Genomic DNA, 26828 nt, shown 5'->3' on the forward strand with positions numbered 1-26828 from the left:
AAAAAGCTTCATTTTCTTCACGGTTTCGTAAAGTGCAGATAACACTACCGTGTATTAATAATAGTAATTTTAAATCGTCAAAAAAGGTTGTTTGTATTAGTGTAACAAACGTATTAGTTGTGTAGTTGACCACGCGTTGCGTGGTTTTTTCTTTTTTATAAACTATAGTTTTTCTTAAACTCTTTAGGAGAAGAGCCTGTTGCTTTAGTAAAAAAGCGAGAAAAATAAGCAGGATCGTTAAATCCTAATTCGAAAGCAATATGCTTAATAGCTTTATTTGTATACAGCAATAACCTCTTTGCTTCTGTAATAATTCTGCTCTTTATAAAATCACTTGGCGTTTGAGTTCCTATTTTTTTAAAATGCTTCGTTAATGATTTCGGTGAAAGCCCTAACCTATTTGCATAATCTGTAACACTGTGTAGTTTTGTGAAATTTAGTTCTACCAATAAACTAAAATCTTTAAAAAGTTTTGTTTCTATATTCTCTTTTACAACATCTTTTTCCTCTTTCATACGTACAGAATATACAATAAATTGTTTTAAAAGTGATTGTAACATATCGTGTTGTGCTGTTTCTTCTAACTCAAACTCTTCAACTAAACTTAAAAGAATAAAATTTAGTTTTTCTGCTTCATTTTCTGACGGAAAAACAAAAGGTGTTTCATATACATTATTAAATAATACACCATTACACGCCACTTCTGTATCATGTGCTTGAAGACAATAAAAATCTCTCGTAAAACTCAACTGATATATTTCTTTCATTTTTTCAGAAACTACAGAAAAAACTTGACCCGGAGATAAGAAAAACAACGTATTCCCTTTAAACGAATAACTTTTAAAATCAATATTATATGTTCCGCTTCCTTCTTTAATCCAAAAAATCTTAAACTGTTCTATTTGTTGTGGGGAATTTACCACACAAAACTTTTGAAACTGAACTGTTTGTAACGAAAAAATATTTTTATACGAGTAACTTTGAATATTCTGTATAGCCATTATACTTACATATATTTAATCGTTGGTCGAAAAAATATGGTGAGCTAACAAAACCAATGTATATTTGACTTATAATTATTCTTGTTTTGTTACAAAAAATACTACTTCTTGTCTTTTTATTATTAAGTATTTCATCATATACTCAGTCTAATTGGCAAGAATTTAAAAAATTATCTTCTCCTAAAAAAAAGTGGGTATTACTCCACCCTTTTAAGGCTAAACAAGCCTTAATTGTTTCACGTGAAGCATTAAGAGTAAGTGACTCTATAAGAGTTTCTCCCTTGTTAGATGGTGATTATTCTGGTGGAAAAGTAGATGCTTTTCGTCATGCTTTTTGGATGGCTTTATTACAACAAGAAATTGGCAAAAAAGCTGCTCGATCACTTGGAAGAGTCCATGAAAAAGAAAACTATCAAACCTTTAAAAAACAACAATTAGAAGATGGAGTTGTTCCTGATGAAATTTCATCAGAAATGGACTTGTTTAATAACGAAATAGGCTTATCTCTTTCTGAAGAAGGTAATAACCTTCCAAAAAGCGGATTAATTTACAGAGTTATTAATGCTATTGATCAAGGAAAATTAAAAATCATTAAAAAAGATGAAAAAGGAAATTTTTTAACTTGTGATGATAAAATTATTTCTAAAGACTCTCTCAAAGGAAAGTGGAAAAACAACAAATGTTTAGTCAATTCTAATTACAACCAATAAATGCAAAAGGTATATTTTATTTCAGGTACAATGTGTACAGTAGATTTATGGCAATTTGTTTTTCCTAAGTTAGAAAATATACAACCTATTCATATTGATATTACACCAGCAACTTCATTTGATGAGATCAATGAAATTATTTTAAATCATATTGAAGCTCCAGCTACTATTGTGGGGTTTTCCTTGGGTGGATTTTCTGCTATGAATTTTGCAATTCATCATCCTAAAAAAGTAAAAAAATTAGTTATTGTAGCTGCCAATACTGATGGTTTAAACGATAACGAAATACAATTGCGAAAAAGTACTATTGATTTTTTAGAAAAACACAACTATAAAGGAATTTCACAAGCAAGGATTCAACAGTTTTTACACCCAGATAATCACAGTAATTCTGAAATCGTTTCCATTATAAAAAAAATGGATACAGATTTAGGGAAAAAAGTATTATTACGCCAGTTAAAAGCTACATCTACTAGGATAAATATTTCACAAGAAGTTTTAAAATTAAACATTCCTTGTCTTTTTATTACTGCAGAAAATGATGCGCTAATTAACCCTAAAAAGATAAAGGAATTTGTCAATCAAACGAAAAAGGGAAGATATATTACGATTAAAAACTGCGGACATATGATTCCGTTAGAAAAGCCAAAGGAGCTTGCTCATATATTAAATTTGGTTTGATTCTTAACCTTTAAACAACTAACTTCGCTATCAGACGATATCAATCATTAAAACGACGGATATCTTAACCGTTGGCAACAAGTTTAAAAAAAATTAAATGAAAATTAAAACAATCCTTCTTATACCATTTTTATTCATAATTATTTCTGTCAATGGTCAGAATAAAACTAAAGAGAAAATACTTTTTTTAGAAAATCAGATAAATACTTTATCAAAAGAGATTGATTCAAATCAACAAAAAATGCTTGAACAATCTAAAGAAATTAAAGAATTATCTAATAAAATAGAATACCAAGGAAACCTAATTAATAATCAAACTGTCCTAATAGACACATCATTTGACGGTGTATCATCTCAACTAAGTGCTTCATCTTACTTCATAGGGATTTTCGGTATTATAATAGCCCTATTTTCAATAGGATTAAGCATCTACGTAAGTCGTATGTCAAGAAATATTAAGAATATTAGTCTAGATAATGAAACCTTGCTTCAAAAAAACGTTACGATTAAACAAGAAATTGAATTACTTAGTGAAAAAATAGTAAACGATAGCACAGGATTGTATAAAGTAATGAGAACAGAAGAGGCTAATCACATTTTAGATAGATTGATTTCAGTACCTGAAGATATTAGTAATATGTTTTCAAATCTTGCCTCTAGAGAACTGAATGATAATCATTTTTTACAAATGAAAGAGGCTTATACCCAAATTAAGGATGATGAGGAGTTTGCTGATTCATACTTAATTCAGTTTTTTCAACATTTCGCAGGTTTATCAGTCATAGATGAAGAAATTAAAGATAACCTACTTTCAAAACTAGATATGTGTGTGAAATGTTCTTTCAAAAATGACATCGTCAATTCAACGCAAAACTATATATCTGCTTTACAAAAAAAAGGGTTGAATAATTCTAAATCCGAAATAAACATTTTTGTAAAAATCATAGAAAATAGTAAATACAAAGATCTAGAAGAGTTATACTTTTCTGTCTTCAACACTCTATCAACAAGAAATGCTCAATTTGCTTTCTTCCAAATAATAAATAAAACGGATAATACTAAATTGTTCAGGAAAAACTACGGAAAACTTTTAGAAAATTATAAAACTGAAAACACAACCGACGATGAAAATTTAGTTTTTGAGGAATTAGAAAATTTAAATCAATAATACTATGAGTGACTTATCAATAGCAATGAAAGCGGGTCTAATGACTCATAATTTACATAACTTATTAAATGGTGTTGCTGATATAGGGACAGCAAGTAAAATTGGAGTAATCACAAGTTCTTTACAACAATTTTTAAATGGTCAGGCAAATATTTCTATGGCTCATAAACTTGGTTTAATGACATCTGACCTTCAATTATTATTAAATAGCATAGGTAAGCAAGGTGCAATTGGTTTAGTATTAGGATTATTAATGAAAAAATAACCAGTTGCCAACAATGGCTATAAGTAATTGCTCGTTTTCGCTTACTTCTGAAAATCCTTGCGGTGTTTTCAGTGTGGTGCGTACTTGCAAAGTTAAATACTAAACCACGCAGCTACTCATAGCCGAGACCGATAGCGAAACCCCTTCAAAAAAACCTTCTATTTAAACCCATTCTAAATATTTAAGAAAACAATTCGTAAAGTTTGTTCAAGTAGTGTGTTCCGCTTAAATTTGTGCTATTATTTAATCAATCAACAAAATAATGAGCGGATTACTAAAATCTTCTATTGGAAGAAAGTTTGCCATGGCACTTTCGGCATTCTTCCTGATGTTTTTCTTATTACAACATTTTGCAATTAACATCACCTCTATTTTTCCAGATAATGGAGCTACATTCAACAAACTATCTCATTTTATGGGAACTAACGGTTTAGTACAGTATGTAATGCAGCCTATCTTAATTTTTGGAGTTGTTTTTCACTTTGTAATGGGATTCATCTTAGAAATGAAAAACAACAGTGCACGTAAAGTAAGTTATGCTAAAAATAACGGAGCTGCAAACTCTACTTGGATGAGTAGAAACATGATTTATAGTGGAGCTGCTATTTTAGCGTTTATTGTATTACACTTTATCGATTTTTGGTTTCCAGAAATCAACACCAAATTCATTCAAGGTGATTGGAGTGGTTTACACGATGGAGAGTTTAGATACTTCCACGAGTTACAACACAAATTTGTAAGTCCACTTAGAGTAGGTGCTTATGTAATTGCTTTTGTTTTCTTAGCATTACACTTATTACACGGGTTCAACTCTGCATTCCAGTCAGTTGGAGCAAATAACAAATATACCAGAGGATTGAAAACATTTGGTAAAATATATGCTATTGGTATTCCTGCAGGATTTATCATCATCGCATTATTTCACTTTTTCAACCACTAATAAAACCACTTAAATATGGCAATTTTAGATTCAAAAATACCAAAAGGTCCATTAAAAGATAAGTGGACAACTTATAAAGATAAAATCGACTTGGTAAACCCTGCAAACAAACGTTTAATTGACGTAATTGTAGTAGGTACAGGTTTAGCAGGTGGTTCTGCTTCTGCAACATTAGCAGAATTAGGATACAACGTTAAAGCATTTGCTTACCAAGATTCTCCTCGTCGTGCGCACTCTATTGCAGCACAAGGAGGTATTAACGCAGCAAAAAACTATCAAGGAGATGGTGACTCTTTTTACCGTTTATTTTACGATACAGTAAAAGGTGGAGATTACCGTTCTCGTGAGGCTAACGTTTACCGTTTAGCTGAGGTTTCTGCAAACATCATCGATCAATGTGTGGCGCAAGGAGTTCCTTTTGCTCGTGATTATGGTGGACAATTAGATAACCGTTCGTTTGGTGGGGTATTAGTATCTCGTACTTTTTATGCGAAAGGTCAAACTGGTCAGCAGTTATTATTAGGAGCTTATTCAGCAATGAACCGTCAAATTGCTCGTGGTAAAATTGAAATGTTCAATCGTCATGAAATGTTAGATGTTGTTATTGTTGATGGAAAAGCTCGTGGAATTATTGCTCGTAACTTAGTTACTGGTGAAATTGAGCGTCACTCAGCACACGCAGTAGTAATTGCTTCTGGTGGATATGGAAACGTGTATTTCTTATCAACCAACGCAATGGGATCTAACGCAACAGCGGCTTGGAAAGTTCATAAAAAAGGAGCATTCTTCGCAAACCCTTGTTACACGCAAATTCACCCAACTTGTATTCCTCGTTCAGGTGACTACCAGTCTAAATTAACCTTAATGTCTGAATCGTTACGTAACGATGGTCGTATTTGGGTTCCTAAGAAAATGGAAGATGTATTAGCAATTAGAGAAGGAAAATTAAAACCAACTCAAATTGCTGAAGAAGATAGAGATTATTACTTAGAAAGAAGATATCCTGCATTTGGTAACTTAGTACCTCGTGATGTGGCATCTCGTGCTGCAAAAGAGCGTTGTGATGCTGGTTACGGTGTAAATGCTACTGGTGAAGCTGTATACTTAGATTTTAAATCGGCAATTGAGCGTTACGGTAAAGAGCAAGCAAAATTAAAAGGTATTGAAAACCCTTCTGCAACTAAAATCACTGAATTAGGTGAGGCTATCGTAGAAGCTAAATACGGAAACTTATTCCAAATGTATGAAAAGATTGTAGATGACAATCCATACAAAACACCAATGATGATTTATCCTGCAACTCACTATACAATGGGTGGAATTTGGGTAGATTATAACTTAATGACAACTATTCCTGGTTGTTATGCTATTGGTGAAGCAAACTTCTCTGATCACGGAGCTAACCGTTTAGGAGCTTCTGCATTAATGCAAGGTTTAGCTGACGGATATTTCGTATTACCTTATACAATAGGCAATTACTTATCTAATGATATCCGTACAGGTAAAATTTCAACTGAAACTAAAGAGTTTGAAGAAGCTGAAAAAGCGGTTAAAGACCGTATTGATTTCTTCATCAACAACAACGGAGAGCATTCTGTAGATTACTACCACAAGAAATTAGGAAAAATCATGTGGGATAAGTGTGGAATGGCACGTAACGAACAAGGTTTAAAAGAAGCTATGGCTGAAATTAAAGAGTTACGTGAAGATTTCTGGAAAAATGTAAAAGTTCCTGGAGATGCTAACGAAATGAACCCTGAGTTAGAAAAAGCAGGAAGAGTAGCTGATTTCTTAGAGTTAGGAGAATTATTCGCTAAAGATGCCTTGAACAGAACAGAATCTTGTGGAGGTCACTTTAGAGAAGAGTCTGTTGAATTAGACGGGCCTCAAAAAGGAGAAGCAAAACGTGATGATGCTAATTTCGCTTACGTTGCTGCTTGGGAATATAAAGGAGAACCAGCTGATGCTGTTTTACACAAAGAAGAATTAGAGTTTAACGATATTGAACTAAAACAACGTTCATACAAATAAGAAAAGAGATATGAGTAACATGAATCTTACGCTAAAAATTTGGAGACAAAAAGGAGCGAACGATAAAGGAAAAATGGTCGAATATAAAGTGACCGATATTTCTGAGCATATGTCTTTCTTAGAAATGATGGACGTATTAAATGAACAATTAGTTAACACTGGTGAAGAGCCTGTAGCGTTTGACCACGACTGTCGTGAAGGAATTTGCGGTATGTGTTCTATGTACATTAACGGTGAGGCACACGGACCAGATCGTGGAGTAACTACTTGTCAGTTACACATGCGTATGTTTAACGATGGTGATACAATTACAATTGAGCCATTTAGAGCTGCTGCATTCCCTGTAATTAAAGATTTAGTAGTGGACAGAAGTTCTTTTGAAAGAATTCAACAAGCGGGAGGATATATCTCTGTAAACACATCAGGAAACACTACAGATGCAAACGCTATCTTAGTTCCTAAAGAAAACGCTGATAAAGCAATGGATGCTGCAACTTGTATTGGTTGTGGTGCTTGTGTAGCTACTTGTAAAAACTCATCTGCAATGTTATTTGTAGGAGCAAAAGTATCTCAATATGCTTTATTACCACAAGGACAAGTTGAAGCTACTGAACGTGTTAAAAACATGGTAGCTCAAATGGATTTAGAAGGTTTTGGTAACTGTACAAACACTGGAGCTTGTGAGGTTGAATGTCCTAAAGGAATTTCTTTAGAAAACATCGCTCGTATGAACTCTGAGTTCTTAAAGGCGAGTTTTAAAGGATAAAACACAACACCTTAGTTATAAAAAAACCGAAGCTGATGCTTCGGTTTTTTTATGCTTTTACATCTTTAACTTCACTTATTCTTTATTTCATAACGCTTATACCTTTTTTCTGTTTCTGAAACTATATACAAAATACATTTGCCACCATTGATTACAATATGATGATCTGTGGGGGACTATCTTATTACTAAATCAAAAAAGCCTGAGTAAATGCTCAGGCTTTTTAATTATTTATATAGAAACGTTCTTACTTCCAAGTATTATCTGCTTCACTACCATTCCAAATTAGAGTAGCTAAATAAGGATTATCTATAAAAGGATTTCTATTTCCTTGTGCATTAGCTACAACATTATTTCGTTGTATTTCTAAATCTGAAACAGGATCTTCGGCATTCCATTGTAATAATAAAGCAACCATATTACTATCTGACGCTACAACAGATCCTACAGCTACATTTTTTGGTAAACATTGACTACCATAACGTAAGTACATATACATCATCATACGCGCTACATCACCTTTCCATTCATCACCTGGATACCAGTTTCCAGAAACATCACCTGCATTACCTGAGCCAGCAGCAAATTTTTTACTCGATCTATCATTATTAAATTTAACATCTGAAGGTCTTAAATGATGTGCATCTGAACCTGGTGCAGAAGTGTTAGTAAACGTTGGTGTTCCTAATCCTTTGGCATACACGTGTTCTCTATTCCAATCAGTTCCTTGTGTACCACCATTTGCATCTTTACTACGAGTTCTATCTGTTACATAATTTCCGTCATTATCATCATACCCATAAATTAAGACTACTTTGCTATTATCTGTAGGATCTAAATCAGATTGTTTTAATACGTCCCATACACCAGGAGTATATGATAAGTTGGTAGTATGTGTGCTTATTATCGTTGTAGCTAATTCTTCTCTTAGGGCATTACCCGTCAAGTTGAAATCGGTATTTTTATAATATTCAGCTAATTCAGAAGGTATATTAAAACTCCCTGCGTTATTAGAAGGCTCTTCTACCTTAATGGTTATAGTGGCTGTAGAACAACTTTTTGTAGCATCATCATCACAAATTGTATACGTAAACGTGTCATTACCTACAAAATCAGCTTGTGGTATATATGTTATTGTTCCATTACTATTTAAGGTAACTGATCCATTTGCATTAGAACTGTTAATAGCATCTAATTGCGCATCATCAATTAGACTGTCATTTTCTAAGAAATTACTAATCGTAATTTCTGTGTTTTTTTGTGTAGTATAGACATCATCTTTTGCTTCTGGATTTCCTTGATCTACAACAGTTATACTTACTGTTGCTGTTGCACATTTATCTTCTTCTTTTGTACTACAAATAGTATAAGTAAAAGAATCTGCCCCTACAAAGCTTTTAGCTGGCGTATAAGTTATTTTATTGTTGGTTTGAACTATAATACCATTTTCATTAGAAGTTGTTGGGAACGACACTTCTATACTTCCTTGCGTATATGTATCATTTGATAAGAAGTTTAATTCAGAAGCTGTATCTTCGGTTACTTCATAAGAGTCATTTACAGCGACAACCTTTTCTTCTTTTGGTGGTATAACTTCGCTATCACTTCCTCCACAATTTATAAATAATGCTAACATTGCTATTAGTCCAATTACTTTCTTCATAATCTACTACTATTAATAATTATTCTTTTTTATTCTTATCATGTACTTTAGTTGGTACATTTTCGTTCCATACCGTTAAAATATCTGTTGCAACGCTAGCACCACTTCCAGCAGCAATGGCAAACTGACTACGCCAACCAGCTAAGGTTCCGCAAACATACAGTCCTTCTTTAATCAAATGGTTAAAATTACGTAATTGTATTCTATCTTTCATTGCATTTGCTCGCATGTGCTTTTCTACATATTGCTCCAATCCTGCAATTTCAAATGGTTTTGAATAGTTTAATGCAATCACTACCATTTTACTTGTATATTCACCTTTGTTTGTGATTATTTTATACCCTTCTCCTTCATCTAAAACTGCTGCTACTTTTTCATTTTTTATCTGAATAACTTCAGGATATAATTCTTCTAGCTGCTTTTTTCCTTCCTCTAAAATATCTTCACCTAAAGTTCCAGGAGCTAATCCTAAAACATTATTAAATAAAGCATCTTGTAAATGAGAAGCTCGTTGGTGCATGATAACTCCTACCTTTTTTCCTTTTGCATATTCTTTAGTTAAGGCAGAACCTAAAACTAAGGCGCATTGCATTCCAGAAACACCTCCTCCAATTATAAGTGCGTCAAAATTCATTTATGATAATAACATTTTAATATTGGTTGCAAATAACTTAACTGCGATTGCTAAAAGGACAACACCAAATATTTTTCTAATAATTTGAATTCCGTTAGGTCCGATGACTTTTTCAATTTTAGTTGATGTTTTTAATACAAAATAAATTACAACTACGTTTAGCAAAACAGCTACAATTATATTTTCTAATTTAAATTCTGCCCTTAAGGAAAGAAGTGTTGTTAAACTTCCTGGACCCGCAATTAGTGGAAAAGCCAAAGGAAAAACGGTTGCACTAATTGCTTCTTCTTCATCGTCTTTATAGAGGGTTATACCTAAAATCATTTCTAAAGCAAGAAAGAATAGAATAAATGATCCTGCAACAGCAAAAGAATGTACATCTATTCCTATTAAATTTAATAATCGTTGTCCAACGAATAAAAATAAAATCATAATAAACCCTGCAATAACAGATGCTTTTTCTGATTGAATGTGTCCTACTTTCTTACGTAAATCAATAACAATTGGAATATTTCCAACGATATCAATTACCGCAAATAATACCATAAAGGCTGTAAAAATTTCTTTAAAGTTAAAGTCCATAGTTGATGTTTTTCGTGTGCAAAATTATATAAGTAATGTTACAATCTAGTATTTTTGCATTTAAATTTACAAGAAGTTCATATAAACTTCCAATTTTAAAATTAATTTATGTTTCAGTTAGGAAAAACCATCGTTTCAGAAGACCTTATAGAAAAAGAGTTTGTGTGCAATTTATCTGCCTGTAAAGGCGCTTGTTGTATTGATGGTGATGCAGGTGCTCCTTTAGAAAAAGAGGAAACCAAAATATTAGAAGAAATTTATCCTAAAATTAAACCTTTTTTACGCAAAGAAGGTATTGAGGCTATTGAAAAACAAGGGACTTGGATAACTAGCGATTTTGGAGAATTAGAAACTCCTTTAATCAATGATGCCGATTGTGCTTATGTTATTTTTGATGATAAAGGAACTGCTTTGTGTGCTATTGAAGAAGCATACAATCAAGGAATTGTGGATTGGAAAAAACCAGTTTCATGTCACTTATACCCAGTTCGTGTAAAAGACTATAGTGAGTTTGCTGCTGTTAATTACCATAAATGGGAAATTTGTGATGATGCTTGCTCTTTAGGAAAAGAATTACAAGTACCTGTATACAAATTTGTAAAACAAGCCTTAATTAGAAAGTTTGGGCAAAATTGGTACGATGAACTTGAAAAAGTTGCTGAAAAACACTTGAAAAAATAAGTTAAACATAAAAAAACGACGCTAAATAGCGTCGTTTTTTGTTCTATTTTATATATAATTAACTAATATACCCCATTAGTTTTCTATGCAATCGAATAGCATATCCATCAGATAATCCTGCAATATAACTACATACTTGCATAATTCTGTCATATAAATCTTCTCTCTCTTGTTGGTATTCTTCTGGAAGTAAATTCAATACTAATTTATCGTAGTTTGACTGTTTGTTCTCAAACTTATTATTAAGTGCGGTTACGAAAACATCTAGCAAATCAGCAATGATTTTATAACCAGCTACCTCTTTTTCAACTACTTCTTTACTTCTGTAAATTTTATCAACACTTATTTTGATAATATCGTTAATCTGTGCTTCGTATTTACATTTGTCTAACAAACCTTTATCAAAAGTTCCGTTTAAAATATCCTCTTCATTTTCTAAAAAGATAGTAACTGCTTCATTTATTAACACACCAATTGCTAAAGCACGTAAATAACTTACACGGTCTTTTTGATGTTGTAATGAATGGTATTTCTTACTATCAATTGTATCCTTTACCAACTTAATCATGTATTCTAAAGCATAATCTTCTTCAATTAAGCCAAGGTTGATTCCATCTTCAAAATCGATAATTGTATAACAAATATCATCGGCTGCTTCTACCAAATAGGCTAATGGATGTCGGTAATAAGAAATTCCTTCAGATTCTTTTTTTAATAAACCCAAATCTTCAGCTATTTCTAAAAAAGCAGCTTTTTCAGACTGAAAGAAGCCGTATTTTTTATCGACAATATGTTTGGTTGGTTTCTTTGGAAGACTCTCTTTAGGATATTTTAAAAAAGCTCCTAAGGTTGCATACGACAAGCGTAAACCTCCTTCAACACCTTCTCTGCTTTCTGTAAGGATTTTAAATCCGTTAGCATTCCCTTCAAAATCAATTAAATCTTGATATTCTAAATCAGTAAGCTCTTCTTTGTATTGAAGGCCTTTTCCTGTTTTAAAATATTCACCTATCGCTTTTTCTCCTGAGTGACCAAACGGTGGATTTCCAATATCATGCATTACGGATGCTGCCGCTACAATAGCTCCAAAATCATTAAAAGTGTACCCTAACTCTTTTAAATTTGGATGACGCTCTAATAGCTCTTTTCCTACCCTGCGTCCTAAAGTACGTCCTACAACTGACACCTCTAAACTATGTGTTAAACGTGTATGGACAAAATCGGTTTTTGATAATGGAATTACTTGTGTTTTGTCTTGTAAACTTCGAAAAGCCGACGAAAATATAATTCTATCAAAATCTACTTCAAAACCTAAACGAGTTTCGTCTTGTTTAGCACGTTCACGTTTTTGAGTATCACCAAAACGTTTTAAAGAAAGGAGTTGTTCCCAGTTCATTCTCTTTTAAATTAAATCAGGGTTTATTATAATTTTATTTTTATCAACTGTAATTAAACTATAATCAGAATGATTTTCAGCTGTAATAATTAATTGCTTTCCAACATTAAGAGAGATATCAATCAGAAGCTTCATTAATTCATTATGATCTTCTATTGAATTAAACTCTCTAGGGTCAATATCAAATTCTATTTCTTCAGGAGTAAAAAAATGTAAGTTTATTTGAATTTTATCTTTGATAAAAATTTTAGCTACTGATAACAATCCTTCACCACTATTCCAACCATTTTTTATCTGAGACAAATCTATCTTACAATCATTTTTATCAGTATCAATATTATACCATGCTAGTTTACAATGTTGATTCAAAAAAACAATAAGTTTTTCCCAATCATAAACATTGGTATTTAAAATGTAAATATCTCTCCAGCTTCCATCCCAATCATAAACCTTACTTTTTAATAATTCCCAATTTATCATCAGAATAAAATTTTGTCGAAAATACTAAAAAAGAGAAGCCTCTCGACTTCTCTTTATCACTTTTAATTTAATTCTAGCTTAAGATCCGCACATTAAACAATCGTCTGGACCTGCATTTTTAGAAGCTTCTACCATCGCTTTGAATTCATCCGTACTCATTGGCTTGTCTTCTTCTTTCTTTTCTACATTTAACGTAAACTGCTTCGCGTTTACTGCAGATTTTGTACGTAAATAGTACATTCCTGTTTTTAAGCCCGATTTCCAAGCATAGAAGTGCATAGAAGTTAACTTCGCAAAGTCAGGATCTTGCATAAATAAGTTTAACGATTGAGATTGATCAATAAAATATCCTCTATGGCGTGCCATATCAATAATATCTTTCATACTCATTTCCCAAACCGTTTTGTATAAATCTTTTAAGTTTTGTGGAATAGCATCAATATGCTGGATAGATCCGTTTGCACGCATAATATCTTCTTTCATATTGTTGTCCCATAAATCTAATTCTACTAAATCTTCTAATAAATGTTTGTTTACTACGATAAACTCACCAGATAATACTCTACGAGTATAAATGTTAGAAGTATATGGTTCGAATGCTTCGTTGTTTCCTAAAATTTGAGAAGTAGATGCAGTTGGCATAGGTGCTACTAATAACGAGTTACGAACTCCATGTTTCTTCACTTCTTTACGTAACTTCGCCCAATCCCAGCGGCCACTTAATTCATCATCATTAATTCCCCACATATTGTGCTGGAATTCTCCTTGCGACATTGGCGAACCTTCAAATGTTGAATACGCTCCTTTTGCTTTTGCAACTTCCATAGATGAAGTAACCGCAGCAAAGTATAAGGTTTCAAAAATTTCTTGGTTCAACTTCTTAGCTTCTTCTGAAGTAAATGGTAAACGTAACATGATAAAAGCATCTGCTAACCCTTGAATTCCTAATCCAACCGGACGGTGACGGAAATTAGAGTTTTCAGCTTCTTTTACTGGATAATAGTTACGATCGATAACTGTATCTAAATTACGCGTAACTTTTTTAGTTACTTCAAATAATTTTTGGTGATCGAAGAACTTGTTTCCATTTTCATCTTCGGCAACAAACATTGGAATTGCAATCGATGCTAAGTTACATACTGCAACTTCATCTTCTGCAGTATATTCCATAATCTCAGTACATAAATTTGAAGAACGAATGGTTCCTAAATTCTTTTGATTCGACTTACGGTTTGCCGCATCTTTATATAACATGTACGGAGTACCTGTTTCAATTTGTGATTCTAAGATTTTCTCCCATAAATCACGCGCTTTAATAGTTTTTCTTCCTTTACCTGCAGCCTCATATCCTGTATATAAACGCTCAAACTCTTCACCATACGTATCGTATAAATGTGGACACTCGTGCGGACACATTAACGTCCATTCAGCATCTTCTTGTACACGTTTCATGAATAAATCTGAAATCCACATAGCGTAGAATAAATCACGTGCACGCATTTCTTCTTTACCATGGTTTTTCTTTAAGTCTAAGAAATCGTAAATATCAGCATGCCAAGGCTCTAAATACATAGCGAATGATCCTTTACGTTTTCCTCCTCCTTGGTCTACATAACGAGCTGTATCGTTAAATACACGTAACATAGGTACAATTCCATTCGATGTTCCGTTAGTACCAGCAATGTATGATCCTGTCGCACGAATATTATGAATAGATAACCCGATACCTCCAGCTGATTGTGAAATTTTAGCTGTTTGTTTTAAAGTATCGTAAATCCCATCAATACTATCATCTTGCATTTGTAATAAGAAACAAGAAGACATTTGTGGTTTAGGCGTACCTGAGTTAAATAAGGTTGGTGTTGCGTGGGTAAAGTATTTTTTACTCATCAATTCGTATGTAGCAATTGCTTCGTCAATATCTTCTTTGTGGATACCTATAGCAACACGCATTAACATTTGTTGCGGACGCTCAACAATGTTTCCGTTTAATTTTAATAAGTAAGAACGCTCTAATGTTTTAAAACCAAAATAATCGTAGTTAAAATCACGGCTATAGATAATTGTTGAATCTAATTTATCAGCATTGTCCATGATAATTTTATATACATCATCTGCTAATAAAGGAGCTTTATTTCCTGTACGTGGATTGATGTACTCGTATAAATCGGTCATTGTTTCCGAAAACGATTTCTTGGTGTTTTTATGTAAGTTAGATACGGCAATTCTCGCTGCTAATTTCGCATAATCAGGATGCGCAGTTGTCATTGTCGCAGCAATTTCAGCTGCTAAATTATCTAACTCAGAAGTAGTTACCCCATCATACAGTCCTTCAATAACACGCATTGCTACTTTTACTGGATCAACGATATTGTTTAATCCGTAACACATTTTTCTAACCCTTGCTGTGATTTTATCGAACATCACAGGCTCTTTTCTGCCGTCTCTTTTTACTACATACATATTGATATTGGTTTTTAGTTGGTTAATAGCGTCGCCAAAACATAGTTGTTTATGACAACATGTAAAATGTTAATACTAGTTTGTTTCTTTTGAAACGATTATAACGCTAAAGCACTGAAAAAAGTGCTCTAGCTGAGTAATACTGCATGTAGGGGAAATAGCAGCTTATTGGTTCCTAAAAATCTGCATCAAAGCTGATGCTTCCTGTACCACCAGATTTTACTCCAGCTTTTTGGTACTCTGATACTCTTTTTTCAAAGAAGTTAGTTTTTCCTTCCAAAGAAATCATTTCCATGAAATCAAATGGATTGGTTGCTTCGTATTCTTTTTCACAACCAAATTCAAGTAATAATCTATCAGTTACGTACTCTAAATATTGAGTCATTAAAGTTGCATTCATACCTATTAAACTCACTGGAAGTGACTCAGTAATAAACTCTCTTTCAATATCTAAAGCAGAAATAATAATTTCTTTAATTCTTTCTTTTGGTACTTTGTTTACTAAGTGGTGGTTGTGTAAGTGTACCGCAAAATCACAGTGCATACCCTCATCACGAGAAATTAACTCGTTAGAGAAGGTTAGCCCAGGTAATAACCCACGTTTCTTTAACCAGAAAATTGAACAGAATGATCCTGAGAAGAAAATTCCTTCAACTGCAGCAAAAGCAATTAAACGTTCTGCAAAAGAATCAGATTCAATCCATTTTAATGCCCAGTCAGCTTTCTTTTTAATGGCAGGAAAAACATCAATTGCTTTAAACAACCTGTCTTTCTCCTCTTCATCTTTAATATACGTATCAATTAATAATGAATAGGTTTCAGAGTGAATGTTTTCCATCATGATTTGAAAACCATAAAAGAATTTTGCTTCTGAATATTGAACTTCGTTTACAAAGTTTTCTGCTAAGTTTTCATTTACAATTCCGTCAGATGCTGCAAAAAATGCTAAAACGTGTTTAATAAAATAACGCTCATCATCTGTTAACTTGGTATTCCAGTCATTTAAGTCTGAATGTAAATCAATTTCTTCTGCAGTCCAAAAACAAGCTTGTTGCTTTTTATACCATTCCCATAAATCGTTATGTTGGATTGGAAAAATTACAAATCTGTCTTTATTTTCTTGTAAAATTGGTTCAATAGATGCCATGCTTTCTTTAGCTCTTTTAGTGTGTTATTTTTTTATCGCCTGAGGGAGAAACAAAGATTGAAAAAATTGCTAAAAATTGAAAGCTATACTTATTCACAAATCCCTTGAAGTTTTTAACAAAATGAATTTTTTACCTAATTTTAAGAAAACTCTCTCCTTTTATAAAAAACTTAAAAACAAACACTTAAAAAACAAAAAACCGCTTAAACAGTGATACTCACTGAGTTTCTTATTTAGTGCTTACACATAAAAAAAGTGATGCAAATTGCATCACTTTTTAACTCCTCATTTTAGTCTAAAAAAGAGCTTATTTTTCAACCTTTAAAACATCTGAAATAATTTGTTCTATTTGTTTTTTTGGTAACGCTCCATGAGCCATTTGTGGATCTTCGCCTACTGGACAAAATAACATCGATGGAATACTTCTAATACCAAAAGCAGCTGATAATTCTTGTTCAGCTTCTGTATCTATTTTATAAATATTGATTTTTCCTTCATACTCTGCACTCAGCTCTTCTAAAACAGGTGCTAAAGCTTTACAAGGTCCACACCAATCGGCATAAAAATCTATAATTGCAGGAATTTCTCCTTCAAATTTCCACTCTTTATTCTCTTCATAGTTAAAAACCTTCTTAAAGAAAGTTTCTTTATTTAAATTCTCTGTCATGTTTATCTGTCGTATTATAATTATGTAAAGGTAGTCGTTTTTATTTCAATAGCTTTCAGTAGTATTTTTGTTAAATTCATCTTAAAATGAATTGTTATGATTGTTTTTCTTCTAAATTTGATCCAATTAACCAATTTTTAAATCATGAAAAAAATCCTTCTTCCCATTATTTGTGCAGGAGCAATTTTAGTTTCTTGTAAAGAAGAAAAACAATCTAAAAATAATATTAGTGTGAATTATCCTGAAACGGCTAAAAAGCCTGTGGTAGATGAATACTTTGGCACCAAAGTAACTGATAACTACCGTTGGTTAGAAGATGATAGAAGTGCTGAAACAGAGGCTTGGGTTAAGGCTGAAAATGAAGTTACCTTCGATTATCTAAGTAAAATTCCATATCGCGAGCAATTAAAAGATCGTTTATCAGAATTATGGAACTACGAAAAAGTGGGAACACCATTTAAAGAAGGAGATTATACTTATTTCTATAAAAATGACGGATTACAAAACCAATACGTTATTTATAGAAAAGATAAAGATGGAAAAGAAGAAGTTTTCTTAGACCCTAACACTTTTGCTGAAGATGGAACTACTTCATTAGGATCAATCAGTTTTACTAAAGATGGAAAAACAGTTGCGTATGCTATTTCTGAAGGAGGAAGTGATTGGAGAAAAGTAATTGTAATGGATGCTGAAACTAAAGAAATTAAAGGAGATACTTTAGTTGATGTAAAATTCTCTGGAATTGCTTGGAAAGGAAACGAAGGTTTCTACTATTCTAGCTACGATAAACCAAAAGGAAGTGAGTTATCAGCAAAAACTGATCAACACAAATTATACTACCATAAATTAGGAACTCCTCAAAGTTCTGATGAAGTTATTTTTGGAGCTACTCCAGAACAAAAGCACCGTTATGTAGGTGGTTACTTAACTGAAGACAATAAATACTTATTAATTTCTGCTTCAACTTCAACTTCAGGAAACAAGTTATTCATTAAAGACTTAACTGACCCAAATAGTAAGTTAACACCAATTATTGACAATTTTGATAGCGATACAGGTGTAATTGACAGTAGAGGAAGTAAATTATACTTAGTTACTAATTTAAACGCACCTAACAAAAAGATTGTTACTGTAGATGCTGCAAACCCAACACCTGAAAACTGGGTAGATTTCATTCCTGAAACAGAAAATGTATTATCTCCTTCAACTGGAGGTGGATATTTCTTTGCTAAATATATGGTAGATGCTGTTTCTAAAGTAGTACAATACGATTTTGACGGAAAATTAATCCGTGAGGTTGAATTACCTGGAGTAGGAACTGCTGGTGGTTTCGGTGGAAAAACTGAGGCTAAAGAGTTATATTTCTCTTTCACAAACTACAACACTCCTAGCTCTTCTTACAAATTCAATCCAGAAGACGGAACATATGAATTATACTGGAAACCTGCTATTTCTTTCAACGCAGATGACTATGAAAGTAAGCAAGTATTCTATACTTCAAAAGACGGAACAAAAGTTCCTATGATTATTACCTATAAAAAAGGATTAGAGTTAAATGGTAAAAATCCAACTATTTTATATGGTTACGGTGGATTCAATGTTTCTTTAACTCCTAGCTTTAGTATTGCTAACGCTGTTTGGATGGAGCAAGGTGGTGTATACGCTGTACCAAACTTACGTGGTGGTGGAGAGTACGGTAAAAAATGGCACGATGCAGGTACGCAATTAAAAAAGCAAAATGTATTTGATGATTTTATTGCTGCTGCTGAATACTTAATCAAAGAAAACTATACATCATCTGATTACTTAGCTATTAGAGGAGGATCTAACGGAGGTTTATTAGTAGGAGCTACTATGACACAACGTCCTGATTTAATGAAGGTAGCTTTACCTGCTGTTGGAGTTTTAGATATGTTACGTTACCACACATTTACAGCTGGAGCTGGTTGGGCTTACGACTACGGAACTTCTGAGCAAAGTGAAGAAATGTTCAACTACTTAAAAGGATATTCACCAGTACACAATGTAAAAGAAGGTGTTCAATATCCTGCAACAATGGTAACTACTGGTGACCATGACGATCGTGTAGTTCCTGCGCACAGTTTTAAATTTGCTGCTGAATTACAAGATAAGCAACAAGGTAACAACCCTGTGTTAATCAGAATTGAAACGAATGCTGGTCACGGAGCAGGAACTCCTGTAGCTAAAACTATTGAGCAATATGCTGATATTTTCGGGTTCACTTTATTTAATATGGGATTTGAATCGTTACCAAATACTCAAAAATCAAAAATAAAGAGTTAAAAACTGTAACACTTTTATAAAAACACACTCTTATTAGAGTAAATTTACTACCTCGGGGCAAAAACCTCGAGGTAGTTTGTTAAATATAAGATTCAATCAAAAATCACAAAAAATGAAAACCATTCACAAAATGTTGTTTACAACTGCAGTTGCTTCTTTAGGAGTCGTTGCTTGTAAAACAGACAAAAAGCCTGAAGAAAAAGTGCAGGCAATTGTTTTAGAAAACATGGATACTTCGGTACAACCAACAGACGATTTCTTTAGATATGTAAACGGTTCTTGGGTTGATAAAACAGAAATTCCTGCTGATGAAACTTCTTGGGGAGGATTCAACCAATTAAGAAAAACTACGACTAAAGATGTTTTAGCCATCTTAAACAAAGCAATTGAAGAAGGAAACTTCGAAAAAATAAAAGATGCTGAAGGAAACGAAATAGATTCTGATCAAGAAAAAGCTGTAAACTACTACGAAACCATTATGGATACCGTAGCTAGAAACAAAGCTGGAAAAGCACCAGTACAACCTTTTCTTCAAAAAATTGAAGAAATTAAAGACTTAAACGACGTACAAACATATATTACCAACATGGCTCCTTACGGTGGCGCTGGTTTCTATGGTTTTGGGGTATTCAATGACCTTAAAAACAGTAGTATGAATGCTGGTTATATGGGTGCTGGTGGACTTGGTTTATCAAGAGACTACTATGTAGATGAAAAAGTAAAGGACAAGCTTGAAAAATATCAAGTCTTTGTAGCGAATATGTTACAAGAATTTGGTGATGACGAAGCAACAGCTAAGAAAAATGCAGCAACTATTGTTGCTTTTGAAAAAAGTTTAGCTGAACCAATGATGACTAAAGAAGAGCGTAGAGATACTCGTAAAATGTACAATCCTATGACTATTGCTGAATTATCTGAATTAGCTCCAGTAATTGATTGGGAAGCGCATTTAAAAGGAATTGGTGTTAACCTTGAAGGTTTAGATGGTGCTAAAGGTCTTGAAAAAGTTATCGTTACCGATCCTAAATACTTCAAAGCTATGAACGAAGTATTAAAAAATGCTCCTATTGAAGATGTTAAATTAGTATTACGTTGGAATGCAATTAACAACTCTTTAGGTTTATTATCTACCGATTTAGAAAAAGCTAATTGGGAGTTTTACAGCAAAGAAATGCGTGGAGCTAAACAACAAAAACCAAGAAACGAACGTGCTTTAGCAAACTTAAATGGTGCCATTGGTGAAGCTTTAGGTAAGTTATATGTTGATGAAAAGTTCCCACCAGAGGCGAAGCAAAAAGCTAAGGAAATGATTGATAACGTAATGTTAGGTTTTGAAAAACGTATTGCGCAATTACCTTGGATGAGTGCTGAAACTAAAGAAAAAGCTTTAGAAAAATTAAGCAAATTAACTGTTAAAATTGCCTACCCTGATAAGTGGAAAGATTACGCTACTTTACAAGTAAAAGGATTAGAACAAGGAGGTACATACTTTGATAATGCCGTTAACGTTCGTAAATGGAACTTTGAAAAAGATATGGCTAAATTAGGTAAAGAAGTAGATAGAACTGAGTGGGGAATGTCTCCTCAAACAGTAAATGCTTACTTTAACCCTGTAAACAACGAAATCGTTTTCCCTGCAGCAATTTTACAACCTCCTTTCTACAACTATAAAGCTGATGAAGCTGTAAATTATGGAGGAATTGGAGCTGTTATTGGTCACGAAATTTCACATAGTTTTGATGATTCTGGTGCTCGTTTTGACGGTGATGGAAACTTAAAAAACTGGTGGACTGAAGAAGATTCAGAAAAATTTAAAGAAGCTGGTGCTAAATTAATCAAACAATTTAGTGACATTGTTGCTATAGACAGTATGAACTTAAACGGTGAATTTACATTAGGTGAGAACATTGGTGATTTAGGTGGTGTACAAGCTGCTTATGAAGGATTACAAATTTTCTTAGAAAAGAATGGTCGTCCTGAAAACATTGATGGTTATACTCCTGAGCAACGTTTCTTCCTTTCTTGGGCAACAATTTGGAGAACTAAAGTACGTGATGAGGCTTTAAAAAACCAAATCATGACCGATCCGCATGCTCCTGGAAAGTACAGAGCGTATATGCCTCTTAAAAATGTTGATGCTTTCTACGAAGCATTTGACGTTAAAGAAGGAGATAATATGTACTTAAAACCAGAAGATCGCGTTAGAATTTGGTAAATTCAACAAAAAAAATAAGTACCTTTAAACCAGTGTGTAAACACTGGTTTTTTATTTTTAATAAATAGATAATTAGGTATTGCGTATTTCAAAAAATAGTAAGTAATTCGCCCTCCTTAACTTTTTATCTGAATGAAACTAATAGGAAGAGCTGAAAAAATATCCTTTTTAAATTGGGAAATTGAAGATTTGCCTGCTAAAATAGATACAGGCGCCTATACTTCTGCGATACATTGTAAGCATATTAAAGAAAAAGATGGTGTATTAGAATTTATATTATTGTGTCCGAAAACAGAAAAATACAATAATAAATTACTACAAACTAACAAGTATCAAGTTAAAAGTATAAGAAGCTCAAACGGTAAAAAACAAAAAAGATATGTAGTATCAACATCTGTTGTTTTTTTCGATAAAAAATATAAAATAAAACTATCTTTATCTGATAGAGGTAAAATGACCTATCCAGTTTTAATTGGTAGAAAATTTTTAAATAAAAAGTTTATCGTTGATGTTTCACAAAAAAACATCGCATCAAAAGAAAAATAAAATGAAACCTGCGTAATTTAAATAATTATAAAATATTTACTTGATTATTTAAATTAACAAAGGTTATATTATGACTATTAAAAAAACAGTAAAAACAAACACATGAAAATTGTTGTTCTTTCTAGAAACTCAAAATTATATTCAACAAAACGTTTAGTAGAAGCAGGAGAAAAAAGAGGTCATGAAATGTTGGTATTAGATCATACAAAATGTGATTTAATTATTGAAAAAAGAAAACCAGCTATTGTATACAATCATGAGCTAATAACTGATGTAGATGCTATTATACCTCGTATCGGAGCTTCAGTTACTTTTTATGGTACTGCTGTAGTACGCCAATTTGAAATGATGAAAGTTTTTTCGGTTGTAGAATCACAAGCCTTAGTGAGATCTAGAGATAAATTAAGTAGTTTACAAGTGCTATCTAGAGCTAATTTAGGCTTACCAAAAACTGTTTTTACTAATTATTCTAAAGATACTTCTGAAATTATTAAAAAAGTAGGAGGAGCTCCTTTAATCATCAAATTACTAGAAGGAACACAAGGTTTAGGAGTTGTATTAGCTGAAACAAAAAAAGCTGCTGAATCGGTTTTAGAAGCGTTTAACGGCCTTCAAGCACGTGTAATCGTTCAAGAGTATATTAAAGAAGCGAAAGGAGCAGATATTCGTGCTTTTGTGGTTGATGGCGTGGTTGTAGGGGCTATGAAGCGTCAGGGTAAAGAAGGAGAGTTTAGATCAAACTTACACAGAGGCGGTACTGCTGAAATCATAGAATTAACTGATGAAGAAGAAAATGCTGCTTTAAAAGCTGCTAAAGCAATGCGCTTAGGTGTTGCTGGGGTAGATATGTTACAGTCAGATAGAGGTCCGTTAATTTTAGAAGTAAACTCTTCTCCTGGTTTAGAAGGTATTGAAAAAGCCACAGGAAAAGACATTGCCAAAAGTATTATTCGCTTTGTAGAAAGAAGCGCTTAAAAATATAAACCGATACGAAAGTGTCGGTTTTTTCTTTCCTACTAATCCGTTACTTTTGCATTTATGCTACAAGTAAACAATATTTCATTTACCTATCCTTCAAAAGAAAAAACCTTAGAAAACATACAATTCTCCCTTCAAAAAGGAGAACACTTATGTGTTATGGGTGAAAGTGGTTGCGGAAAATCAACTCTTTTAAAAATTGTATATGGTTTGTTGGATGTTGATAAAGGAGATTTATTTTGGAATAATACTCAAATTTTAGGTCCAGAACATCACTTAGTTCCTGGGATGGAATTTTTTAAGTACGTAGCACAAGATTTTGATTTAATGCCATTTACTTCGGTAAGTGAAAACATAAAAAAGTTTCTTTCTCGATTTTATCCTAAAGAAGCAGAAGAAAGAACTCAAGAGCTTTTAGAAGTAATTGAAATGACAGAGCTTGCCAATGAAAAAGTAAAGAATTTAAGTGGTGGTCAACAGCAAAGAGTAGCTATTGCTAGAGCATTAGCTAAAGAACCTGAGTTGTTATTGTTAGATGAACCTTTTAGTCAAATAGATAATTTTAAGAAAAACTCGTTACGTAGACGATTATTCGCTTACCTAAAAAAGAAAAATATAGCTTGTATTGTTGCTACTCACGATGGAAATGATGCTTTATCTTTTGCTGATAATATGATGGTAATCAGAAATCATCAAGTTCTTGCATACGATAGTCCTTCAAACTTATATCAAAATCCGAAGGAAAAATATGTGGCCTCTCTTTTTGACGATGTAAACGAAGTTTCAATTAATAATCAAACACTATTATTATATCCTAATCAACTACAAATTGTTGATGAACCTTCTAATTTAAAAGGAACTGTAGTAAAATCTTATTTTAAAGGAGGATACTGGTTGATAGAAGTAGCTTACAATAACCAATCGATTTTTATAAATCATCAAGAAAATATTGAGGAAAAAACAACAGCCTTTTTTAAATTAAAAAAGGCTGTTTAAACCAATAATAACTATCTCATAATTATTACTCAACTATCTTAAAATAAATTTGTTTCTTAAAAAAAATACACTCTTACCGTATTAAACACCTAAAGATAAAAGTGTATTGTAGTTTTCTCTTTCTATTCTTGGTTATAACAACCTTTCCTGTATTTAAAACAATTAGGTTTTAATTTACCCTACTTTTTTTTAGAAAATTTTTTTAATCGTGTTTTTCGCTCCATTAAAATCGAAGCTTTCCCCTATTTTTTTTCCTAAAATTAGCTTTCCAATAGGTGAAGAAGGTGAAATGGCAAAGTATTTTTTATTATCAACCGTTAGTAAACCTACACTTATACTGATAAAATAATTTGTAGTAGAAGTTTCCACCACGCTGCCCAAACAAGCTACTTCTGAAGTAATATCTATTTTCAATTTTGCTAAGACCTCTTTCATTTGAGCAATTCCACTGAGTTGTTGGCTGGCTTTTTCCATTTCTAACTGAAGCATTGCTCGTCCTGTTTCGTGTTTATCTCCTGCAGAACTTTTTGTTTCAGATTGCAGCGCTTTTTGATGAGATGCAATGGTTTCTTCCACTGTTTGCAAACGTTTGTTTACATACAATTCACATTGTTTATATAACTCTTCTTTTATGTTCATTCTTTTTATTTCAAGTGAAATAGTATTAATCTAAAAGTTCCGCAAGCTCCTGCCCTACCAAACTGCCAATGGCTACTCCCATTCCGCCTAAACGAACTCCACAAAAAACATTATTAGAAAGTTGCTTTACAATTGCTTTCTTCTGATTTCCAACACCCATAATTCCGCTCCAACGATGTTCTATTTCAACTTCTGTATTTGGTAAAATGGTGGTTTTTAAAATTTCTTCTAATTTGTTTTGAATAAGTTCAGTTTGCCCAAAATTAGTAGTTTCTTCACCTTTAAAATCAAGGTTTCTACCACCTCCAAACAAAACTCTATCATTAATATTTCTAAAGTAATAATAGCCTTTATCTAAGTGAAAAGTTCCTTTAATGTGTAAGTTTTTAATTGGTTTTGTAATTAATACCTGCGCTCTTGCAGGTTGTACATTTTCATTCAACAACTGATTGGCAAACCCGTTAGTTGCAACAAATAATTTTTTAGTGTTAAATGTATTTTGATTGGTTTGCACCTCAACTTGTTCGTTGTTTTCAGTAAAACTTTCAACCTGAATATTATTGACGATTTTAATTCCTGAAGACACTACTTTTTCCAACAACTTAGCCGCCATTTTTCCTGTATCAATTTGACCTTCAAACTGATTGGTAATGTATTGTTGATGAATTTTTTGAAAACCAAACTTATTTTCATCAATTGTAAAAACATCTGAAGAAAACAAAGGTTTCAAAAGTTGATTTATTGAATCTTTTTGCTCTAAACACAACTCGTACAACTCAGTTGTTAAGAATAATTCATATCCTTTATTTTGCTGAAAATCGATGTTTTTATCACCTAAGGTTGTTCGTAATAACTGTAATCCTTCCCAACGTTTTTTAACCAAGTTAACAACTTCTTCTTCGGTATGTGTGTTTAAATCGTCAATAAGTTCTGATAAACTTCCAAAACAAGCAAAGCCTGCATTTTTTGTACTTGCTCCTTGAGGTAGCATTCCTTTCTCTAGAATTAGAATTTTTGCTTTTGGATGCATTTTTCGCAACTGCAACGCACAATTTAATCCTACAATTCCACTACCAACTACAGTAAAATCTATAGCTGTAAACCACTCTTTTAACTCCCAATAACTGAAATTCAACATCATATAAAACTGATTATATTTGTGACTTGGCACACTCCTTGAATGTCTAAATTTAAACATTAAAAAACAACTCTATGAAATGAGCCATCGCAATTCTTTTTTACTAATAGAACTGTTTAATGGCGAATTACATCTGACCATTAAAAACAATAAAAAATTTAAACAGATGAAACTAATAGGAATCTTAATTTTAGCTTTTAGTATAACACAATGCGCAAGTGTAAAAATGGATAACAATCATCCTTTTAAAATTGAATCGGCAACTTACAATCACGTAACTGGAGGTGTAAAAGGAAGCTACAACTCTACTAATTTAATTATCAATTTTACGGCTAAAGAAGCTGTTGATTTTCAAAAGGTATATTTTCAAAATAAAATAACCAATGCCGTGATAGAACAAAATGGAGACAAACAGTATATAGCTGCACGCTATAAAACTTCATCCAATGATCGAAAAGATATTATTCTGCATGCAGATCCAAAACAAGAATTTGGTAATACACCAAATAACCCTGTAGAAAAATTTCCGTTTGAATTAAAAGAAAACGAAGCTATGATTTCGTACGCAATAGGTGAGAAAATACACTATGTAAAAGTGGAGAACATTGTAAAAAAAGACAAGGTTTTTATGCAGTAATTCTAACGAGATATTAGTTAACAAAAGCACCTCTTTTTGAGGTGTTTTTTATTTTTGGCACGTAATTTGAAAACTCATAAGCATAACCATAAAACGAAAG

Annotated in this window: 25 protein-coding genes; 14 read left to right on the forward strand and 11 right to left on the reverse strand. The window is 32.6% G+C overall.

The window, feature by feature from the left end:
• Nucleotides 1–155: 155 nt before the first annotated feature.
• Nucleotides 156–1001, reverse strand: coding sequence for a helix-turn-helix domain-containing protein (locus tag C8N26_RS02345; RefSeq protein WP_120185851.1), 846 nt, complete (start codon nt 999–1001; stop codon nt 156–158).
• 86 nt (nt 1002–1087) lie between these two features.
• Between C8N26_RS02345 and C8N26_RS02350 the strand changes: the two genes are divergently transcribed.
• The 7 genes from C8N26_RS02350 (at nt 1088) to C8N26_RS02380 (ending at nt 7562) form a co-directional block, all read left to right on the forward strand.
• Nucleotides 1088–1711, forward strand: coding sequence for a DUF6973 domain-containing protein (locus tag C8N26_RS02350; RefSeq protein ID WP_120185852.1), 624 nt, complete (start codon nt 1088–1090; stop codon nt 1709–1711).
• Nucleotides 1712–2392 carry an alpha/beta fold hydrolase gene (locus C8N26_RS02355; RefSeq protein WP_120185853.1) on the forward strand — a complete coding sequence of 227 codons (681 nt, stop codon included), beginning with the start codon at nt 1712–1714 and terminating at the stop codon, nt 2390–2392. It abuts the gene before it with no gap.
• 97 nt (nt 2393–2489) lie between these two features.
• Nucleotides 2490–3560: a hypothetical protein gene (locus C8N26_RS02360; protein WP_120185854.1), complete on the forward strand. Its 1071-nt coding sequence runs from the start codon at nt 2490–2492 to the stop codon at nt 3558–3560.
• 4 nt (nt 3561–3564) lie between these two features.
• Nucleotides 3565–3825: a hypothetical protein gene (locus C8N26_RS02365; protein WP_120185855.1), complete on the forward strand. Its 261-nt coding sequence runs from the start codon at nt 3565–3567 to the stop codon at nt 3823–3825.
• 262 nt (nt 3826–4087) lie between these two features.
• A complete protein-coding gene (locus C8N26_RS02370) occupies nt 4088–4765 on the forward strand; it encodes a succinate dehydrogenase cytochrome b subunit (RefSeq protein ID WP_028891570.1) in 678 nt (225 codons plus the stop codon).
• A 15-nt stretch (nt 4766–4780) separates the two neighbouring features.
• The gene (locus C8N26_RS02375; RefSeq protein ID WP_120185856.1) at nt 4781–6796 is read left to right on the forward strand and encodes a fumarate reductase/succinate dehydrogenase flavoprotein subunit; all 2016 of its coding nucleotides are present in this window, start codon (nt 4781–4783) and stop codon (nt 6794–6796) included.
• A 10-nt stretch (nt 6797–6806) separates the two neighbouring features.
• Entirely contained in the window at nt 6807–7562 is a 756-nt protein-coding gene (locus C8N26_RS02380) for a succinate dehydrogenase/fumarate reductase iron-sulfur subunit (protein ID WP_028891572.1), read from the forward strand.
• A gap of 247 nt (nt 7563–7809) precedes the next feature.
• Here C8N26_RS02380 and C8N26_RS02385 read toward each other — a convergent pair whose 3' ends face one another.
• The 3 genes from C8N26_RS02385 to C8N26_RS02395 are packed head-to-tail and all read right to left on the reverse strand — an operon-like array spanning nt 7810 to nt 10441.
• On the reverse strand, nt 7810–9225 hold the full coding sequence (locus C8N26_RS02385; protein ID WP_170141617.1) for an endonuclease: 1416 nt from the start codon (nt 9223–9225) through the stop codon (nt 7810–7812).
• Between the two features lie 19 nt (nt 9226–9244).
• Entirely contained in the window at nt 9245–9859 is a 615-nt protein-coding gene (locus tag C8N26_RS02390; protein WP_120185857.1) for an FAD-dependent oxidoreductase, read from the reverse strand.
• On the reverse strand, nt 9860–10441 hold the full coding sequence (locus C8N26_RS02395; protein WP_028891574.1) for a MarC family protein: 582 nt from the start codon (nt 10439–10441) through the stop codon (nt 9860–9862).
• 108 nt (nt 10442–10549) lie between these two features.
• Here C8N26_RS02395 and C8N26_RS02400 point away from each other — a divergent pair, with 108 nt between their 5' ends.
• Nucleotides 10550–11122, forward strand: coding sequence for a DUF3109 family protein (locus C8N26_RS02400; RefSeq protein WP_028891575.1), 573 nt, complete (start codon nt 10550–10552; stop codon nt 11120–11122).
• A 58-nt stretch (nt 11123–11180) separates the two neighbouring features.
• Here C8N26_RS02400 and C8N26_RS02405 read toward each other — a convergent pair whose 3' ends face one another.
• The 5 genes from C8N26_RS02405 to trxA form a co-directional block, all read right to left on the reverse strand.
• A complete protein-coding gene (locus C8N26_RS02405; protein ID WP_120185858.1) occupies nt 11181–12518 on the reverse strand; it encodes a deoxyguanosinetriphosphate triphosphohydrolase in 1338 nt (445 codons plus the stop codon).
• A gap of 6 nt (nt 12519–12524) precedes the next feature.
• Nucleotides 12525–12998, reverse strand: a complete 474-nt coding sequence (locus C8N26_RS02410) for a hypothetical protein (protein WP_120185859.1) — start codon at nt 12996–12998, stop codon at nt 12525–12527.
• A gap of 78 nt (nt 12999–13076) precedes the next feature.
• The gene (locus tag C8N26_RS02415) at nt 13077–15461 is read right to left on the reverse strand and encodes a ribonucleoside-diphosphate reductase subunit alpha (protein ID WP_120185860.1); all 2385 of its coding nucleotides are present in this window, start codon (nt 15459–15461) and stop codon (nt 13077–13079) included.
• A 175-nt stretch (nt 15462–15636) separates the two neighbouring features.
• Nucleotides 15637–16608, reverse strand: a complete 972-nt coding sequence (locus tag C8N26_RS02420) for a ribonucleotide-diphosphate reductase subunit beta (protein ID WP_120185861.1) — start codon at nt 16606–16608, stop codon at nt 15637–15639.
• Between the two features lie 307 nt (nt 16609–16915).
• Nucleotides 16916–17275 carry a thioredoxin gene (gene trxA / locus C8N26_RS02425; protein ID WP_028891581.1) on the reverse strand — a complete coding sequence of 120 codons (360 nt, stop codon included), beginning with the start codon at nt 17273–17275 and terminating at the stop codon, nt 16916–16918.
• 144 nt (nt 17276–17419) lie between these two features.
• Between trxA and C8N26_RS02430 the strand changes: the two genes are divergently transcribed.
• The 5 genes from C8N26_RS02430 (at nt 17420) to C8N26_RS02450 (ending at nt 24314) form a co-directional block, all read left to right on the forward strand.
• Nucleotides 17420–19579 carry a prolyl oligopeptidase family serine peptidase gene (locus C8N26_RS02430; RefSeq protein ID WP_120185862.1) on the forward strand — a complete coding sequence of 720 codons (2160 nt, stop codon included), beginning with the start codon at nt 17420–17422 and terminating at the stop codon, nt 19577–19579.
• A 112-nt stretch (nt 19580–19691) separates the two neighbouring features.
• Complete coding sequence (locus C8N26_RS02435) at nt 19692–21794, forward strand: M13 family metallopeptidase (protein ID WP_120185863.1); 2103 nt, start codon at nt 19692–19694, stop codon at nt 21792–21794.
• A gap of 132 nt (nt 21795–21926) precedes the next feature.
• The gene (locus C8N26_RS02440; RefSeq protein ID WP_028891584.1) at nt 21927–22340 is read left to right on the forward strand and encodes an ATP-dependent zinc protease family protein; all 414 of its coding nucleotides are present in this window, start codon (nt 21927–21929) and stop codon (nt 22338–22340) included.
• Nucleotides 22341–22442: 102 nt separating this feature from the next.
• Nucleotides 22443–23315: a 30S ribosomal protein S6--L-glutamate ligase gene (gene rimK, locus C8N26_RS02445; RefSeq protein ID WP_028891585.1), complete on the forward strand. Its 873-nt coding sequence runs from the start codon at nt 22443–22445 to the stop codon at nt 23313–23315.
• Nucleotides 23316–23378: 63 nt separating this feature from the next.
• The gene (locus C8N26_RS02450; RefSeq protein WP_028891586.1) at nt 23379–24314 is read left to right on the forward strand and encodes an ABC transporter ATP-binding protein; all 936 of its coding nucleotides are present in this window, start codon (nt 23379–23381) and stop codon (nt 24312–24314) included.
• Between the two features lie 189 nt (nt 24315–24503).
• On the opposite strand, the gene C8N26_RS02455 is transcribed toward C8N26_RS02450, so the two are convergent.
• Together C8N26_RS02455 and C8N26_RS02460 are read right to left on the reverse strand one after the other, a co-directional pair.
• A complete protein-coding gene (locus C8N26_RS02455) occupies nt 24504–24953 on the reverse strand; it encodes a GreA/GreB family elongation factor (RefSeq protein ID WP_211327779.1) in 450 nt (149 codons plus the stop codon).
• A 25-nt stretch (nt 24954–24978) separates the two neighbouring features.
• On the reverse strand, nt 24979–26088 hold the full coding sequence (locus C8N26_RS02460; protein ID WP_120186073.1) for an NAD(P)/FAD-dependent oxidoreductase: 1110 nt from the start codon (nt 26086–26088) through the stop codon (nt 24979–24981).
• A 169-nt stretch (nt 26089–26257) separates the two neighbouring features.
• On the opposite strand from C8N26_RS02460, the gene C8N26_RS02465 reads away from it, so the two are divergent.
• Nucleotides 26258–26728 carry a hypothetical protein gene (locus C8N26_RS02465; protein ID WP_147418476.1) on the forward strand — a complete coding sequence of 157 codons (471 nt, stop codon included), beginning with the start codon at nt 26258–26260 and terminating at the stop codon, nt 26726–26728.
• Nucleotides 26729–26828 lie beyond the last annotated feature (100 nt).

Origin of the sequence: Tenacibaculum lutimaris, from assembly GCF_003610735.1 — a bacterium.
GTDB classification, from domain to species: Bacteria; Bacteroidota; Bacteroidia; order Flavobacteriales; family Flavobacteriaceae; genus Polaribacter; species Polaribacter lutimaris.